We start from the raw sequence: 15,275 nt of genomic DNA, 5'->3' as shown, positions 1-15,275 counted from the left end.
GCCTCAGGCCGCCGGCGTGGTCGAGGCGCCACGCCGCGCCACCTGCGCGCTCAGGTAGGTCCAGACGAAGGTGGCGGCGGCGTGGCTGGTCAGCTCGGCGTGGTCGTAGGCCGGCGCCACTTCCACGCAGTCCATGCCCACCCAGTTCAGGTCGGCCAGCCCTTCGAGCACCGTGAGCACCTGCGAACTCGTCATGCCCCCCGGCTCGGGCGTGCCCGTGCCGGGCGCAAAGGCCGGGTCCAGGCAGTCGATGTCCAGCGTCAGGTAGCAGGGCCGCGCCCCGATGCGCTCGCGGACGGACTGCAACACCGGCGCCAGCCCTGCCCCGTCCAGACCGCGCAAGGCGCGCGCCGTGAAAATCTGCCCGCCCTGGTCCTTGACGTACTCGCGCGCCGCCCGTTCGCCGCTGGAGCGGATACCGATCTGCACCGTGTGCGCGGGGCTGACCAAGCCTTCCTGCAGGGCCTCGTAGGTCCAGGTGCCGTGGCCCGAGGGTTCGCCGAAATGGTCGGTCCAGGTGTCGCAATGGGCGTCGAAGTGCAGCAGCGCCAGCGGCTGGCCGTGGCGTTCCCGGGCCGCGCGCAGCAAGGCCAAAGTCACCGAATGGTCGCCCCCCAGAAACACGCAGTGGTGCCGCGCCATCAGCGCCGCCGCCTGGCGCTGGATGTGGCTGCGCACCTCGGCCAACGGCGAGGCGTTGGGCAGGCGCAGGTCGCCCGCATCGCCCAGATGTGGCAGGGGCGACACGTCGAACACCGGGTGGATGCCGTCGCACAGCATCAGGCTGGCGGCGCGGATGGCCTGCGGGCCGAACCGGGCCCCGGGTCGGTGGGTCACGGCACCGTCGAACGGCACGCCCACCACCGCGAAGGGCTGGCCGGCCAGCGGCGCGGCGGCCAGAAAACGGTTGCTGTTCTGCGCGTAGGCAAATTCACCCAGGGCCATGGAGCGTCCTTTTCCATCCGTGGCGGCAAGCCCCCCAAGGCCTGCCCATGGCCCTGTACCTTAGCGCCAAGCCGCCGTGCCCATGGTGCCATTGGCAGGGCCGGTGTGGCGGCCACTCGGCGCCCGGACCGGACCACGCGACCGGTGCAGGGGCGTTCGGCCGCAGAGGTCAGACCAGGGCTTTCTGCCGCCAGGCCAACGCCGCGCCCAGCCACAGCGCCACCGCCGAGAACAGCAGGCCACGCTCCAGCCCGCCCGGACCGTCGGCGATGAAGCCCACCACCGTGGGCCCCACGATCTGCCCGGCCGCGAACACGGTGGTGAAGGCGCTGATGCCCGCCGCCCAGCGCGCCGCCGGCAGGTTGTGCCGCACCAAGGCCGTGGTGGAGGCCACCACCGAGAGGAACACCCCACCGAACATCAGCCCCGACAGCAGCAGCACCGGCCAGGTCGAGGTGAGCGCGGGCAGCACCGTGGCCACCCCCAGCAGCGCGTTCAGCCGGGCCAGGGGCTGGCCGTCGCGGTGCCGGTCCAACAGGCCGGCCCAGATGCGGGAAGACGCCACCACCGCCAGCCCCAGCAGGCTGTAAAAAAAGGTGATGGCCGCGCTGGCGTGGCCCTGGTCGCGCAGCAGCGCGATCACAAAAGTCATGTAGCCGATGTAGCCCACCCCGAACAAGGTGTAACCCGCCAATGCCGGGCCAAAACGCCAGAGCGACACGGGGGCGGGCACGCCCACGGCCTGCGCCGACGCCGGTACGGGTGCGCTGCTCACTCCGGTCTCGTGCCGGCGCAGGGCCCGCGCCACCCAGGCCAGGGCCGCGGTGGCCGCCACGCACAGCCCGGCCAGCCACCACCAGGCCCAGGTCCAGGCGTGGGGCCGGTCGACCATGGCCTGCAACACCCACGGCACCGACACCGCTGAGGCCACAATGCCCCAACCCGTGCCCCCGTAGTACAGGCCCAGCAGCAGGCCGCTGCGCCGGGGCCAGTGCGCCCCCAGCCGGGCGGCCAGCAGGCCCCCGGCCACGAACACCCAGGCACTGGCCAATCCAGCCAGCAAGCGTTGCACCAACAAAGGCGTGGCGTCCACAAAAAAGCCACTGCCCGCCATGAACACGCTGGCCAGCCCCGCACCCCAGAGCAGCAGCCGCTCCGGCCCCAGGCGCCGCATCAGCCAGGGCGCGCCCAAGGCCCCCAGCAGGTAGCCGATGGCGTTGAAGGTGTTCATGGCCCCGGCCAGGGTGTAGCTCCAGCCCAGGTCGGCGCGCATCGGCGGCAGCAGCAGGCCATAGGCAAAGCGCGTGACGCCGAGCGACACCGCCGCCCCCAGCGACAGCACCACGGCCAGCAGCAGGCCGCGCCGGTCCCAGGCGGCGGATGGGGTCGAAGCGGACCTGTCGGGCAAGGTGGACATGGTTCCGCATTCTGCGGCAAGCCCCCCTTAAGCTGTGGCACCATGAGTGACACCGCCCCACCCAAACCCTGGCTGGCGCCGCTGTTCGAGGCCGAACGCCAGCGCTTCGTCGCCGCGCACCCCCAATCGCTGGCCCTAGCCCAGCAGGCGCAGGCGCACTTTCTGTTCGGTGTGCCCCTGCACTGGATGCGCGACTGGCCCACCCCGGCCACGCTGTTCGTGCGCCAGGCCCAGGGCGTGACGCTGGAATGCGCCGACGGCCTGCAGCACACCGACTTCTGCCTGGGCGACACCGGCGCCATGTTCGGCCACAGCCCGGCGCCCGTGGCCGAGGCCATCGCCCGCCAGGCGGCGCGCGGCCTGACCTGCATGCTGCCCGCCACACAAACCCCCGAAGTCGGCGAACTGCTGGCGCAGCGCTTCGGCCTGCCCTGCTGGCAACTGGCCCTGACGGCCAGCGACGCCAACCGCTTCGTGCTGCGCTGGGCCCGCGCCGTGACGCGCCGGCCCCAGCTGCTGGTGTTCGACGGTTGCTACCACGGCGCCGTGGACGACACCCTGGTGGACCGGGACCCGGCCAGTGGCGCCACCCTGGCCCGGCCCTCGGTGCTGGGCCAGGTGCACAACCACCACGCCTACACCCGCGTCGTCCCTTTCAACGACCTGGACGCGCTGGAAGCCGCCCTGGCCGACGGCCAGGTGGCCGCGCTGCTGGCCGAACCTGCGCTCACCAACTGTGGCCTGGTGCCGCCCACCCCCGGTTTCTGGGACGCGGCCCAAGCCCTGTGCCGGCGCCACGGCACCCTGCTGGTGCTGGACGAAACCCACACCCTCTCCAGCGGTCCCGGCGGTTACGCCCGCCACCACGGCCTGCAACCCGACCTGCTGGTGGCGGGCAAGGCCGTGGCCGGTGGCCTGCCGTGTGCCGTCTATGGTTTCACCGACGCCCTGGCCTGGCGCATGCGCCAAGCCAAAGACCAGGCGCCCGAAGGCCACAGCGGCATCGGCACCACGCTCACCGCCAACCCGCTGACGGTGGCCGCGCTCCACGCCGCCCTGCAACACCTGCACACGCCCGACAGCTACCGGCCCATGCTGGCACAGGCCGAATCCCTGGAAACCGGGCTGCTGCAACGCATTCGGTCGGCGGGCCGGCCCTGGACCGTGACCCGCATCGGCGCGCGCCTGGAACTGCAGTTCATGCCCCACACCCCGCGCCACGCCCAAGACGTGCGCGACCACGGGCAGCCCGAGCTGGAAGCCTTCACCCACCTGTTCATGCTCAACCGGGGCGTGCTGCTCACCCCCTTCCACAGCATGATGCTCTGCGCCCCCGCCACCGGCGAAAAGGAGGTGCAGCAACTGCTGCGCCACTTCGACGAACTGCTGGCCACCCTACCCGCCTGAACGGGCGCGCCGCTCAAGCGCCCAGACCGATGGGGGCCGGCGCGTCGTGCAGGATGCGCTGGAACAGCCGCTCGTATTCGGGCGCGGCCGGGTACTGGCCGGTCAAAGGGTCGCGGTTGCTGGCAAAGGCCTGGTCCAGCTCGCGCCAGTCCTCGGCGCTCAGGTGCTTTTCCGCCTCGGGCAGGATGTCCTGCTCTTCCAGCCTCATGTGCTCCAGATAGAAACGGTGGTAACGCTCATAGGCGTCCACAAAGGCCGCGCGGCGGGTCTCGCCCAGCAGTTCCCAGGCCAGCAAAAGGTGCTGCAGCTCGCGCACCGCGGCCTCGCCGCGCAGGTGGTCCTGCTCCAGCCGTTCGACCGTGGCCATGGTCTGCGGCGCCAGCCGCACCACGCGCGGGAACAGCAGATTCGACTCTTTCGGGTGGTGCAGGCGCTCGGGAAATTCGTCGATGTAGAACAGCATGGCGCGCAGGCTGTCGAAAAAGCGTTTCGGGTCGGTGCCCGGCCCTTGCTGGACCAGCAGGTGCAGCGACCGCAGCATGGCCGACAGCGCCATGTGTTCGTCGCGGATGATGCGCAGGGAAGCGGGGGTGGCCATGGGCAAGGTCTCCTTCATGGCCCCAGAGCATGGCAGCAGCCCACGGTCGGGGGCTTGACGCAGGTCAAGCGGGGTTCGGCCCCCACAACCCTGTGGACAAAAAAGGCACAACCTAAAAGTTGTTCACACCCCATGGAACAAGTAGGAAGTTGTCCCCAATCGCCCGCGGCGATCCGGGGGCCTGGTCCACACCCTTTGCGCCAGGGCAAGCCTTTGATTTTTAAAAACTTTCCGGGCTTGTGCACAAGGTCGATGGCGCTTCTATTACTACCACTACTTTGAAAAATAGATTCATATGAAGACAGTCAGAAAGCCCTTGGCCGCCCCACAACACCGCTTCACACCCCCGGCGGACGCCACCGTTTGAGCAACAGCGCATTGGTCACCACGCTCACCGAACTCAGCGCCATCGCGGCACCGGCCACCACCGGGTTCAGGAAGCCCAGCGCCGCCAGCGGGATGCCGGCCACGTTGTAAACAAAGGCCCAGAACAGGTTCTGCCGGATCTTGCCCACGGTGCGGCGCGAGATGTCCAGCGCCGCGGCCACCAGCCGGGGGTCGCCGCGCATCAGGGTGATGCCGGCGGCGTGCATGGCCACATCGGACCCGCCCTGTGCATGGCTCATGGCCAAGCCCACGTCGGCCGCCGCCAGGGCCGGGGCGTCGTTCACGCCATCGCCCACCATGGCCACGCGGTGGCCACCGGCCTTCAACTCGGCCACGCGCGCGGCCTTGTCGCCGGGCAGCACTTCTGCCAGCACCTCGCCTTCGTCGGGCCGCAACCCCAGGCGGCGCGCCATGGCCTCGGCCGCGCCCCGGTTGTCGCCGGAAATCATGGTCAGGCGCAGGCCGCGCGCGCGCAGTTCGGCCACGGCCTCGGCGGCCCCGGGTTTGGCTTCGTCGGCAAAGGCCAGCAGCGCCAGGGGCTGTACCCGGTCCGGCTCGCCACCCTCGGCACCTTGCCCCATGGCCAGCATGGACACGGTGGCGCCCTCGGCCTGCAGCGCCTGGGCCTGTGCAGCCAAGGGCCCCAGTGTCAGCCCCAGTTCCTCCATCCAGCGCAGGCTGCCCACGTAAATCCAGGCGCCCTGCACCCGCCCATGCGTGCCGCGGCCGGGCACGGATTGCACGTCCTCGGCGGTCTGCGCGTCGGCAGTGGCCGCTGCAGCGGCCTGCACCACCGCCCGCGCCAGCGGGTGTTCGCTTTGCGCCTGCAAGGCGGCCGCGGCCTGCAAGGCCCCGGCTTCGTCCACGCCGGCGGCGGGCACCAGCTTCACCAGCCGGGGTTCGCCCACGGTCAGGGTGCCGGTCTTGTCGAAGGCCACGGTGTCCACCCGGTGCGCCACTTCCAGGGCTTCGGCGTCTTTGATCAGGATGCCGTACCGGGCCGCCACCCCGGTGCCGGCCATGATGGCCGCGGGCGTGGCCAGGCCCAGGGCACAGGGACAGGCGATCACCAGCACCGCCACGGCGTGCAGCAAAGCGTCTTCCAGCGGCGCGCCCTGCCACCACCAAGCCAGGCAGGTGATCAGCGCAATCACCAGCACCGTGGGCACGAACACCGCCGCCACCCGGTCCACCAGTCGCTGCACCGGGGCCTTGGCCGCCTGCGCGTCCTGCACCAGCGCGATGATGCGGTTGAGCACGCTCTGTGAACCCACCGCCGTCACGGTCACCTGCACCGCGCCGTCGCCGTTCAGGCTGCCGCCGGTGACACGGTCGCCGGGCTGTTTGGCCACCGGCATGGGTTCGCCGGTCAGCATCGATTCGTCCACCTGCGTCTGGCCCTGCCGCACTTCGCCGTCGGCGGGCATGCGTTCGCCCGGGCGCACCAGCACCACGTCGCCGGGCAAGAGTTCGGCCACGGGCACGTCCTGCACGTCTTCGCGCTTGACGCCGTCGGGCATCAGGTGCGCCAGTTCGGGGCGCAGCGCGTGCAGGGCGCGGATGGCCTCGGTCGTCTGGCGTTTGGCGCGCGCTTCCAGCCATTTGCCCAGCAGCACCAGGGTGATGACCACGGCCGAGGCCTCGAAGTACAGGTGCACCATCTCGCCCGGTTCGGCGCGCCACCACAACCAGGTGCTCATACCCCAGGCGGCGCTGGTGCCGATGGACACCAGCAGTTCCATGTTGCCGGTGCGCGCTTTCAGCGCGTGCCAGCCCGCCCGGTAAAAGCGCCAGCCCAGCACAAACTGCACCGGTGTGGCCAGCACGAACTGCACCCAGGCCGGCAGCATCCAGTGTTGACCGAACAGGTCGCCCACCATGGGACCGGCCAGCGGCAGCGACAAAACCACCCCCAGCAGCACCGGCCAGGCGTCGCGCGGCACCCCCAGCACGGCGGCCTGCTGCGTGTGGTCGTCTGCCAGCACCGGCCGGGGTTCGTAACCCGCGTCGCGCACCGCACGCTGGATGCGGGCGGCCATGGCCGGCTGGCCGGCAGCGTCCTCGGCGGCCGCGTTGTCGGTCCAGCGCACCCGGGCCGATTCGGTCGCCAGGTTCACCGTGACGTCCTGCACGCCAGGGAGCTTTTTCAGGGCCTTTTCCACCCGCGACACGCAGGAGGCGCAGGTCATGCCGCCGATACCCAGGTCCAGTTCGCAGACGGTGCCATCGGCACCGTCCAGGGGAGCGGTTTTTGTGTTCATACGAGCAGTATGAACCTTGACACCGTGTCAGAGTCAAGCCCCCACCGACCACCGGTCGCCCCCTTGACCTTCCCACCATGGAAAGGTTCATACTCCCATACGTTCCCTTGTTGATCCCCCCTTTGGAGCCCCCATGACCCACACCCTCACCGTCACCGGCATGACCTGCGGCCACTGCGAAAAAGCCGTCACCCAGGCCATCAAGGCCGCCGACCCTCAGGCCCAGGTGCGCATCGACCGCCAGCAGAACAAGGTCGAGGTCGATTCCACCCAAACCCGCGACACCATCGCCCAGGCCATCGCCGAAGAAGGCTACCGGGTCGAGGCCTGACACCCGCCCGAATGCAGGCCCATGCCACCCCGCCGTCCGACCGCGGCGGCAGCAACTGGCCGGTGCACATCGGCCAGGCCGCGGCCCTGTCGGGCGTGTCGGCCAAGATGGTGCGGCACTACGAGGCGCTCGGGCTGCTGGCCCCGGTGGGCCGCACCGACAGCGGCTACCGCCTCTACAGCGCCGCCGACGTGCACACCCTGCGCTTCGTCAAGCGCGCCCGCGACCTGGGTTTCTCCATGGCCGACATCGGCGAGCTCGTCGGTCTGTGGCACGACCAGGCCCGCACCAGCGGCCAGGTCAAGCGCATCGCCCAGCGCCACGTCGCGGCACTGCGGCTGCGCATCGAACAGCTGCAGGCCATGGAGCGCAGCCTGCAACACCTGACCCAGTGCTGCCAGGGCAACGACCGGCCGGATTGCCCCATCCTCGACGACCTGGCCCGCCCCTGAACGCCGCGGCCAGGCTTTACACAAGCGCAACTTTTGGCGCACACCCGCGACACATGGGCCACGGACACTGAACACACCCCACCACCGGGTGGTTCACACGAAAGGACACACCATGAAACGCCGCACCCAACGCCTTCTCCTGACCCTGGCCGCCGCCGGCGTGCTGGGCACCACCGCCGCCGCCTGGGCCGCCACCGGCGACCGCGGCACCTGCCACGGCCCGGCCGATGGTCCGCGCGCCGAACGCCTGCACCAGCGCCACGCCGAACGTGGGGCCCAACGCATGGCCGAACACCAGGCCCAACTGAAGGCCGCCCTAAAACTGACCCCGGCCCAGGAAGGCGCCTGGAAGCAGTTCACCCAGGCCCTGCAAACCAGTCCCACCCCGCACCAAGGGCTGGAGCGTGACGACTGGACGCGGCTCACCACGCCGCAACGCCTGGAAAAGATGCAGGCCTTCCAGGCTGCCCGCCAGGCCCGCATGGGCCAACGGATCGAAGCCCTGCAGCGCTTCTACGCCACGCTCAGCCCCGAACAGCAAAAAGTGTTCGACGCCCAGCACCTGCGCCTCGACGGCATGGGCGGTCCCGGCCGCCATGGTGGCCCGCATGGACACCGCCACGGCTGAATCCTGGCCACTTTTGCCCCACACCAGCCTCCGGGCTGGTTTTTTTTTGCCATCCACAACCCTGTGGACAAAACTTGAACAAGTTGAATCTTATCCACAGCTCGAAGAGCAAGTGGAAAGTTGTACCCAATCGCCCACGCCCTTGCCGGCCCTCGGTCCACACCTTTGACACGCAAGCAAGTGCATGATCCGACGGGTTTTTTGGGTCTTGTGCACAGCCAGGGGCGGGCTCTACTACTACGACTATTTTGAAAAATAAGAACAAAGACAAATAGCCATGGCAAACCTGGGCGTGCGCCAGGAACCCGGGTGCACCATGGCCCAGCACTCTCCAGAATGTGTGGTGCCGACTGTTAAGATTTGAGTTTTCCCCGCCCACACCGCATGTCTTCTCCCGCCGCCGGCGCCGTGTCCTTCGAAATCAAGAGCGCACAACTGCCCTTGGTGGCGCTGTTGCTGCGTTCGGCCGACCCGGCGGTGCTGGAACAGGACCTGACCGGGCGTTTCGGCAGCACCCCCGACTTTTTCGACCAGGACCCGCTGCTGATCGACATGACCGGCCTGGAAGGTGCCACCAGCCCCTTGGAAATGCAGGCCGTGCTGGCGGTGTTGCGCCGCTTCCGCCTGAAACCGGTGGCCTACCGCGGTGGCAGCCCGGCACACCAGAATGCCGCGGCCAGTGCCGGGCTGGTGCGGGCAGACGAAGCCAGTTGGGTGCGGGCCCAGAACGCGGCACCGCCCCCCCCGCCGCCCGCACCTGCGGCCGTGCCCAATACTCCCCCAGCCCTGGTGGTGGACCGGCCACTGCGCTCCGGCCAGCAGGTCTACGCCCGTGGGCGCGACCTGGTGGTGCTGGCCATGGTCAACCCCGGGGCCGAAGTCATCGCCGACGGCCACATCCACGTTTACGCGCCCCTGCGCGGCAAGGCCATCGCCGGTGCCCTGGGCAACGCCGACGCGCGCATCTTCGCCCAGTCGCTGGAGGCCGAACTGGTCTCCATCGCCGGCGTGTACCGCACCAGCGACGTGGCTTTGCCCGACAATGTGCGCGGCAAACCGGCCCAGGTGCGCCTGCACAGCGGCCCCGACGGCGACAAGCTGTTGCTCGAACTCATCCTTTGATGCATTGAAAGAACCCCCAAAATGGCCAAAATCGTTGTCGTGACTTCCGGCAAGGGCGGTGTGGGCAAAACCACCACCAGCGCCAGCTTTGCCACCGGCCTCGCGCTCAAGGGCTTCAAGACCGTCGTCATCGACTTCGACGTCGGCTTGCGCAACCTCGACCTGATCATGGGCTGTGAACGGCGCGTGGTGTACGACTTCATCAACGTCATCCACAACGAAGCCAACCTGAACCAGGCGCTCATCAAAGACAAGCAGTGCGAGAACTTGTACGTGCTGGCCGCCAGCCAGACGCGCGACAAGGACGCACTCACCCAGGAAGGCGTGGAGCGCGTGCTCAAAAACCTGGCCGCCATGGAGTTCGACTACATCGTCTGCGATTCGCCCGCGGGCATTGAGACCGGTGCGCTCATGGCCATGCACTACGCCGACGAGGCCCTGGTGGTGACAAACCCCGAGGTTTCCAGCGTGCGCGACAGCGACCGCATCCTGGGCATGCTGGGCAGCAAGACCCAGCGCGCCATGGACGGCGGCGAGCCGATCAAGGAGCACCTGCTCATCACCCGCTACAACCCGACCCGGGTGCAAGACGGGCAGATGCTGTCGCTGGAAGACATCCAGGACATCCTGCGCATCCCGCTGATCGGCGTGATCCCGGAAAGCGAAAGCGTGCTGCAAGCCTCCAACCAAGGCGTGCCGGCGGTGCACATGCAGGGCAGCGACGTGTCCGAGGCCTACAAGGACGTGATCGAGCGCTTCCTCGGCGAAGACAAGCCGCTGCGCTTCATTGAGGCCGAAAAACCGGGCTTCTTCAAACGCCTGTTCGGGAGGTGAGCGGCATGTCCTTCCTGTCTTTCCTGTTGGGCGAAAAAAAGAAGACGGCCAGCGTCGCCAAAGAACGCCTGCAGATCATCCTGGCCCACGAACGGTCCGGCCGCAACGCCGCCGAACCCGACTACCTGCCTGCCTTGCAGCAGGAATTGGTGGCGGTGATCGGCAAGTACATCAAGATCAACCCGGACGACATCAAGGTGCAGCTGGACCGCCAGGACAACCTGGAAGTGCTGGAAGTCAAGATCGAGCTGCCGGACGCCCGCTGACCCGGGCGGTACAGGCCAGGGTTCGCCGCGCCAGTTCCCTGTGCACACGCGGGGAATTGCGTTTCGGACTAAACTGCAAACGGGTGTCCATTCCGCGGATGGGTGGTGGGCAGGTTCATGCGAAGGTCGGGCCGCCTCGCGGCACTTCCTCGACCCATGAATCCCACACTGATCCAGACCATCGGTGCTGCCCTGTTCGGGCTGGCCGTCCTGCACACGTTTTCCACCAAATTTTTCGAGCGCCTGGCGCACGCCCAGCCGCGCCACGCCGGCATCTGGCACCTGCTGGGCGAGGTCGAGGTGGTGTTCGGTTTCTGGGCCATGGTGCTCATGGTCTTCATGTTCGCCATCAGCGGCAAGCAGGCCGCCACCGCCTACCTCGACAGCCGGAACTTCACCGAACCCATGTTCGTGTTCGCGATCATGGTGATCGCAGGCACCCGGGCCATCTTGCAGTTCGCCGGTGCCTTGGTGCGCCTGGTGGCCACTTTTTTGCCCATGCCGCGGGGCATGGCCATGTACTTTCTGGTGCTGGCCCTGGTGCCCCTGCTCGGGTCTTTCATCACCGAACCGGCGGCCATGACCCTGGCCGCCCTGATGCTGCGCGACACCCTGTTCGCGCAGCCGGTGTCGCGTGTGCTGCGCTACACCACGGTGGGGGTGCTGTTCGTCAACATTTCGATCGGAGGCACGCTCACCCCCTTTGCCGCACCCCCGGTGCTGATGGTGGCGGCCCAGTGGAACTGGGACCTGTGGTTCATGGTGTCCAACTTCGGCTGGAAAGCCGCTGTGGCGGTGTTGGTGAATGCCGGTTCTGCCATGTTGCTGTTCCGCCGCGAACTGGGGCACATGGCCCAGTCGCCGGTGCAGCAGACGGCTGCGGTGCCTTGGCCGGTGGTGGCGGTGCACCTGCTGTTTCTGTTGGGCGTCGTGGTGTTTGCCCACCACGCGGCCGTGTTCATGGGCTTGTTCCTGTTCTTCATGGGCTTTGCCACCGCTTACGCCCGTCACCAGGACCGCCTGATCCTGCGTGAAGGCCTGCTGGTGGCCTTCTTCCTGGCAGGGCTGGTGGTGCTGGGTGGGCAGCAGCAGTGGTGGTTGCAGCCGGTGCTGATGCAGATGGATGCCACCACGGTGTATTTTGGGGCCACGGCGTTGACGGCCATCACCGACAACGCCGCGCTCACCTACCTCGGTTCGTTGGTGGAAGGCTTGAGCGACGAGTTCAAGATCGCCCTGGTGGCCGGTGCCGTCACCGGTGGCGGCCTGACGGTGATCGCCAATGCCCCCAACCCGGCCGGGGTGTCCATCCTGCGTGGAAAATTCGAGGATGGCACCATCAACCCCTTGGGTCTGCTGGTAGCCGCCCTGCCCCCAACCCTGGTGGCGGTGCTGGCGTTCCGCCTGCTTTGACCCCGGGCCCCACACCTCCAATTCCCTTTCCTGGCCATGACACAGACCGTGCAGATCGATTTCGTTTCCGACATTTCCTGCCCCTGGTGTGCCGTGGGCCTGTCGTCCCTGGCCTTGGCCCTGGAGCGCCTGCACCCCGAGGTGGTGGCCTTGGTGCGTGTCCACCCCTTCGAGTTGAACCCGGGCATGGGCCCGGGGGGCCAGGACATTGGCGAACACCTGAGCGAAAAATACGGCTCCACTTCCGAACAGCAGGCGCAGATCCGCCAGACCATCCGCGAGCGCGGGGCCGCGGTGGGCTTCGAGTTCAACCCCGATGGCCGGGGCCGCATCTACAACACCTTCAACGCCCACCGCCTGTTGCACTGGGCCGGCGAGGCACACCCCGAGCGCCAGCTGGCCCTGAAAATGGCCCTGCTGATGGCCTGCCACCGCGACCGCCAGGCCATGGACGAGCCGGCTGTGCTGGTGCAGGCCGCGGTGGACGCCGGGCTGGATTCGGCCCGGGCCCACGCCATCCTGGCCAGTGACGAATACGCCGACGCTGTGCGCGAGAGCGAAGCCTTCTTCACCCAGGCCGGCATCCGCGCGGTGCCGGCCGTCATCGTCAACCGGCGCCACCTGATCTCGGGCGGCCAGCCGGTCGAGGCCTACGAACAGGCCCTGCGCGAAATCGCGGCCCAGGCCGCTTCAGCCGCCGACGCCTGAGCGGCGCCGGCTTGGGGCTCAGCGGCCCTGCACGGCTTTGACCAGGGCGTGCGTGTTGTGGCGCATCAGCGCCAGGTAGCTGGGCGCGGGGCCGTCTGCGGCGGTGAGCGAGTCGGAAAACAGGGTGCCGGCGGGCCGGGTGCCGGTTTCGCGGGCGATCTGTTCGACCAGCCGCGGGTCCGAGATGTTTTCCACGAACAGGGCCTGGATGCGCTCGGCCTTGATCTGGCGCACCAGCTTGGCCACGTTCTGCACCGAGGCGTTGGAACCGGTGTTCGACCCCTGCGCCGCGAGGAAGCGCACGCCATAGGCCTGGCCGTAGTAGGCGAAGGCGTCGTGCGAGGTGATGACCTGGCGCTGTGCCGGGGGCACCGCGCTCCAGGCCGCGCGGATTTCGCGGTCCAGGGCGTCGAGTTCGGCCTGGTAGGCCTGTTCGTTGCGCTGGTACACGGGGCAGCCCGTGCGGTCGGCCGTGCACAGGCCGGTGGCGATGTTCTGGGCGTAGCGTTTGACGCGGGCCACGTCCTGCCAGGCGTGCGGGTCGTTGGCGCCGTGGCCGTGCTGGTGGCCGTGCGCGTCCGGCGCAGCGCCGCCACCCGCCTTGAGGGGGCTGACGCCTGCGCTCACGACCGTGTGCTGGCCCTTGAAGCGGGCCGACTGCAACAGCCGAAGCACCCAGGGCTCGTAGCCCAGGCCGTTGGAAAACAGCACCTGTGCCTGGCCCACGCGGCGAGCCTGGGTGGGGCTGGGCTGGAACATGTGGCTGTCGCCCCCCGGGGCCACCAGCACCGTCACGTCCACCCGGTCGCCGCCAATCTGTTGCACCAGGTCGCCCAGGATGCTGAAGGTGGCCACGGCCTGGACCTTGTCGCTGGCCGGGGCCGGTGCGGCCACGGCCAGGCCGAGGGTGCTGAGCAGCAGCCCTGCGGTGTGGCGGAGGCGGGTGGATATGGAGGGGGTTTTCATGCGCAGCTTCAGGCCCTGAGGTGAGAATGGGGACGGGATGGGTACAGGCCCTGGCGGCCCAGCACGAGTGAGAGCAGGTAAATGCCGCCCAGGCACAGGACGATGGTGGGGCCGCTGGGCCAGTCGGCGTGGAAGGACAGCAGCAGGCCGGCGGTGCAGCCCAGCAGCGCAAAGCCCGCCGCCAGCGCCAGCATGGCGCCGACTTTCTGCACCCAGAAACGCGCCGACGCGGCCGGCAGCACCAACAGGCCGACCGACATCAGGGTGCCCAGGGCGTGGAAGCCGGCCACCAGGTTGATCACCAGCAGGCCCAGGAAGCCGTAGTGCGCCACCGGACTCCAGCGGCTGACCTGGCGCAAAAAGGCCGGGTCCAGGCACTCCAGCACCAGCGGCCGGTACAAGAGGGCCAGCCCCAGCAGGGTGGTGCTGGACAGGGCGCCCAACAGCAGCAGGGCGTCGTTGTCGAGCGACAGCACCGTACCGAAGAGCACGTGCAGCAGATCCACGTTGTTGCCGCGGGTCGAGACGATGAGCACCCCCACCGCCAGCGACAGGAGGTAGAAGGCGGCCAGGCTGGCGTCTTCCTTGAGCACGGTGGAGCGCGCCACCAGGCCCGAAACCACCGCCACCACCATGCCGGCGGCGATGCCGCCCAGCGTCATCCAGCCCAGCGACAGGCCGGCGTAGAGGTAGCCCAGCGCGGCACCCGGCAGGATGCCGTGGGCCACGGCGTCGCCCATCAGGCTCATGCGGCGCAGCATCAGGAAGACCCCGAGTGGCGCGGCGCTGAGCGACAGCACCAGACTGCCGGCCCAGGCGCGTTTCATGAAGCCGAATTCGACGAAGGGGCCGAGCAGCCCCTGCCAGAGCAGGTCCATCATGCGTGCACCGCGCTTTCTGTGGCGCCGGGGCGGGCCGGGGTGGAGGCCTCACACAGCGGGGCGTCGTCGTCGAAGGCTTCGTGCAGGCCGCGCGCCCGCGCCAGGCGTTCGGGCACCAGCACCTCGTCCGGCCGCCCCCAGCCCAGGGCCTCGCGCGCCAGCAGCAGCACGTGGTCGAAATGGCGCCGCACCAGTTCCAGGTCGTGCAGCACGGCGATGACGGTGCGGCCCTCGCGCTGCCAGTGCTGCAGCATGGCGGTGAGTTCCTCGGTGGTGCGCTCGTCCACGGCGGCAAAGGGCTCGTCCAGCAGGATCAGCGCGGCGTTCTGCAGCGACAGGCGGGCAAACAGCGCGCGCTGGAACTGTCCGCCCGAGAGGGTGTCGAGGGTGCGCTGGCCGAAACCGGACAGGCCGACCGCCGCCAGCGCCTCGTGGCAGCGTTCGCGCTGGGCCCGGTCGAGCCGACCGAGGGCGCCGGTCTCGCGCCACAGGCCCATGGCCACCATGTCGAACACGCCGATGGGAAAGCTGCGGTCGATCTGGGACGTTTGCGGCATGTAGGCCACTTCGTGCGCTGCCGGGCCCTGGACGCGGCCTTGCAGCGGCCGCATCAGGCCGGCCAGCCCTTTGAGCAGCGTGCTTTTGCCGGCGCCGTTGGG

Annotated in this window: 16 protein-coding genes; 9 read left to right on the top strand and 7 right to left on the bottom strand. The window is 68.8% G+C overall.

Translation table 11 applies throughout. The annotated features are described in order from the left end of the window. Nucleotides 1-3 precede the first annotated feature (3 nt). Nucleotides 4-945: an agmatinase gene (speB, locus tag CON77_RS01900; protein WP_101047279.1), complete on the bottom strand. Its 942-nt coding sequence runs from the start codon at nt 943-945 to the stop codon at nt 4-6. Between the two features lie 169 nt (nt 946-1,114). Then, entirely contained in the window at nt 1,115-2,362 is a 1,248-nt protein-coding gene (locus CON77_RS01895) for a YbfB/YjiJ family MFS transporter (RefSeq protein WP_101047277.1), read from the bottom strand. A 42-nt stretch (nt 2,363-2,404) separates the two neighbouring features. Between CON77_RS01895 and CON77_RS01890 the strand changes: the two genes are divergently transcribed. Continuing rightward, a complete protein-coding gene (locus tag CON77_RS01890) occupies nt 2,405-3,769 on the top strand; it encodes an aspartate aminotransferase family protein (RefSeq protein ID WP_101047275.1) in 1,365 nt (454 codons plus the stop codon). A gap of 13 nt (nt 3,770-3,782) precedes the next feature. Here CON77_RS01890 and CON77_RS01885 read toward each other — a convergent pair whose 3' ends face one another. After that, on the bottom strand, nt 3,783-4,367 hold the full coding sequence (locus CON77_RS01885; protein WP_101047338.1) for a hemerythrin domain-containing protein: 585 nt from the start codon (nt 4,365-4,367) through the stop codon (nt 3,783-3,785). 338 nt (nt 4,368-4,705) lie between these two features. Beyond that, complete coding sequence (locus CON77_RS01880; protein WP_101047273.1) at nt 4,706-7,015, bottom strand: heavy metal translocating P-type ATPase; 2,310 nt, start codon at nt 7,013-7,015, stop codon at nt 4,706-4,708. A gap of 133 nt (nt 7,016-7,148) precedes the next feature. Between CON77_RS01880 and CON77_RS01875 the strand changes: the two genes are divergently transcribed. The 8 genes from CON77_RS01875 to CON77_RS01840 all read left to right on the top strand — a co-directional run bounded on the left by CON77_RS01875 (nt 7,149) and on the right by CON77_RS01840 (nt 12,769). Then, nucleotides 7,149-7,346, top strand: a complete 198-nt coding sequence (locus tag CON77_RS01875) for a heavy-metal-associated domain-containing protein (protein WP_101047271.1) — start codon at nt 7,149-7,151, stop codon at nt 7,344-7,346. A gap of 11 nt (nt 7,347-7,357) precedes the next feature. After that, nucleotides 7,358-7,798, top strand: a complete 441-nt coding sequence (gene cueR, locus CON77_RS01870) for a Cu(I)-responsive transcriptional regulator (RefSeq protein ID WP_101047269.1) — start codon at nt 7,358-7,360, stop codon at nt 7,796-7,798. Nucleotides 7,799-7,910: 112 nt separating this feature from the next. Further along, nucleotides 7,911-8,426, top strand: a complete 516-nt coding sequence (locus tag CON77_RS01865; RefSeq protein WP_101047267.1) for a Spy/CpxP family protein refolding chaperone — start codon at nt 7,911-7,913, stop codon at nt 8,424-8,426. A 384-nt stretch (nt 8,427-8,810) separates the two neighbouring features. Then, complete coding sequence (minC, locus tag CON77_RS01860; protein WP_101047265.1) at nt 8,811-9,548, top strand: septum site-determining protein MinC; 738 nt, start codon at nt 8,811-8,813, stop codon at nt 9,546-9,548. Between the two features lie 21 nt (nt 9,549-9,569). Continuing rightward, nucleotides 9,570-10,382, top strand: a complete 813-nt coding sequence (gene minD / locus CON77_RS01855) for a septum site-determining protein MinD (protein ID WP_101047263.1) — start codon at nt 9,570-9,572, stop codon at nt 10,380-10,382. Between the two features lie 5 nt (nt 10,383-10,387). Next, nucleotides 10,388-10,648, top strand: a complete 261-nt coding sequence (gene minE, locus CON77_RS01850) for a cell division topological specificity factor MinE (RefSeq protein WP_101047336.1) — start codon at nt 10,388-10,390, stop codon at nt 10,646-10,648. A gap of 156 nt (nt 10,649-10,804) precedes the next feature. Continuing rightward, entirely contained in the window at nt 10,805-12,061 is a 1,257-nt protein-coding gene (locus CON77_RS01845; protein ID WP_101047261.1) for a putative Na+/H+ antiporter, read from the top strand. Nucleotides 12,062-12,097: 36 nt separating this feature from the next. Next, on the top strand, nt 12,098-12,769 hold the full coding sequence (locus CON77_RS01840) for a DsbA family oxidoreductase (protein WP_101047259.1): 672 nt from the start codon (nt 12,098-12,100) through the stop codon (nt 12,767-12,769). Between the two features lie 18 nt (nt 12,770-12,787). Here CON77_RS01840 and CON77_RS01835 read toward each other — a convergent pair whose 3' ends face one another. From CON77_RS01835 to CON77_RS01825, 3 genes are all read right to left on the bottom strand, one after another. Next, nucleotides 12,788-13,735, bottom strand: a complete 948-nt coding sequence (locus CON77_RS01835; RefSeq protein WP_101047257.1) for a metal ABC transporter solute-binding protein, Zn/Mn family — start codon at nt 13,733-13,735, stop codon at nt 12,788-12,790. Between the two features lie 8 nt (nt 13,736-13,743). Continuing rightward, complete coding sequence (locus CON77_RS01830; protein WP_198552238.1) at nt 13,744-14,613, bottom strand: metal ABC transporter permease; 870 nt, start codon at nt 14,611-14,613, stop codon at nt 13,744-13,746. Beyond that, nucleotides 14,613-15,275 (bottom strand): metal ABC transporter ATP-binding protein (locus tag CON77_RS01825; protein ID WP_101047253.1); only part of this gene is annotated, 663 nt, incomplete at its 5' end. The genes CON77_RS01830 and CON77_RS01825, both read right to left, overlap by 1 nt.

Source organism: Macromonas nakdongensis (assembly GCF_002837145.1).
Taxonomy (GTDB): Bacteria; Pseudomonadota; Gammaproteobacteria; order Burkholderiales; family Burkholderiaceae_C; genus Macromonas_B; species Macromonas_B nakdongensis.
The sequence above is the reverse complement of the archived record's forward strand: the minus strand, read 5'-3'. Positions and strand labels throughout refer to the sequence as shown.

What these genes read in the sequence shown, in the direction of transcription:
- minC (WP_101047265.1), top strand. Translation starts at nt 8,811, where the DNA reads ATGTCTTCTCCCGCCGCCGGCGCCGTGTCCTTCGAAATCAAGAGCGCA.
- CON77_RS01830 (WP_198552238.1), bottom strand. Translation starts at nt 14,613, where the DNA reads ATGGACCTGCTCTGGCAGGGGCTGCTCGGCCCCTTCGTCGAATTCGGC.
- CON77_RS01875 (WP_101047271.1), top strand. Translation starts at nt 7,149, where the DNA reads ATGACCCACACCCTCACCGTCACCGGCATGACCTGCGGCCACTGCGAA.
- CON77_RS01895 (WP_101047277.1), bottom strand. Translation starts at nt 2,362, where the DNA reads ATGTCCACCTTGCCCGACAGGTCCGCTTCGACCCCATCCGCCGCCTGG.
- cueR (WP_101047269.1), top strand. Translation starts at nt 7,358, where the DNA reads ATGCAGGCCCATGCCACCCCGCCGTCCGACCGCGGCGGCAGCAACTGG.
- CON77_RS01890 (WP_101047275.1), top strand. Translation starts at nt 2,405, where the DNA reads ATGAGTGACACCGCCCCACCCAAACCCTGGCTGGCGCCGCTGTTCGAG.
- minE (WP_101047336.1), top strand. Translation starts at nt 10,388, where the DNA reads ATGTCCTTCCTGTCTTTCCTGTTGGGCGAAAAAAAGAAGACGGCCAGC.
- minD (WP_101047263.1), top strand. Translation starts at nt 9,570, where the DNA reads ATGGCCAAAATCGTTGTCGTGACTTCCGGCAAGGGCGGTGTGGGCAAA.
- CON77_RS01880 (WP_101047273.1), bottom strand. Translation starts at nt 7,015, where the DNA reads ATGAACACAAAAACCGCTCCCCTGGACGGTGCCGATGGCACCGTCTGC.
- CON77_RS01845 (WP_101047261.1), top strand. Translation starts at nt 10,805, where the DNA reads ATGAATCCCACACTGATCCAGACCATCGGTGCTGCCCTGTTCGGGCTG.
- CON77_RS01840 (WP_101047259.1), top strand. Translation starts at nt 12,098, where the DNA reads ATGACACAGACCGTGCAGATCGATTTCGTTTCCGACATTTCCTGCCCC.
- CON77_RS01885 (WP_101047338.1), bottom strand. Translation starts at nt 4,367, where the DNA reads ATGGCCACCCCCGCTTCCCTGCGCATCATCCGCGACGAACACATGGCG.
- CON77_RS01835 (WP_101047257.1), bottom strand. Translation starts at nt 13,735, where the DNA reads ATGAAAACCCCCTCCATATCCACCCGCCTCCGCCACACCGCAGGGCTG.
- speB (WP_101047279.1), bottom strand. Translation starts at nt 945, where the DNA reads ATGGCCCTGGGTGAATTTGCCTACGCGCAGAACAGCAACCGTTTTCTG.
- CON77_RS01865 (WP_101047267.1), top strand. Translation starts at nt 7,911, where the DNA reads ATGAAACGCCGCACCCAACGCCTTCTCCTGACCCTGGCCGCCGCCGGC.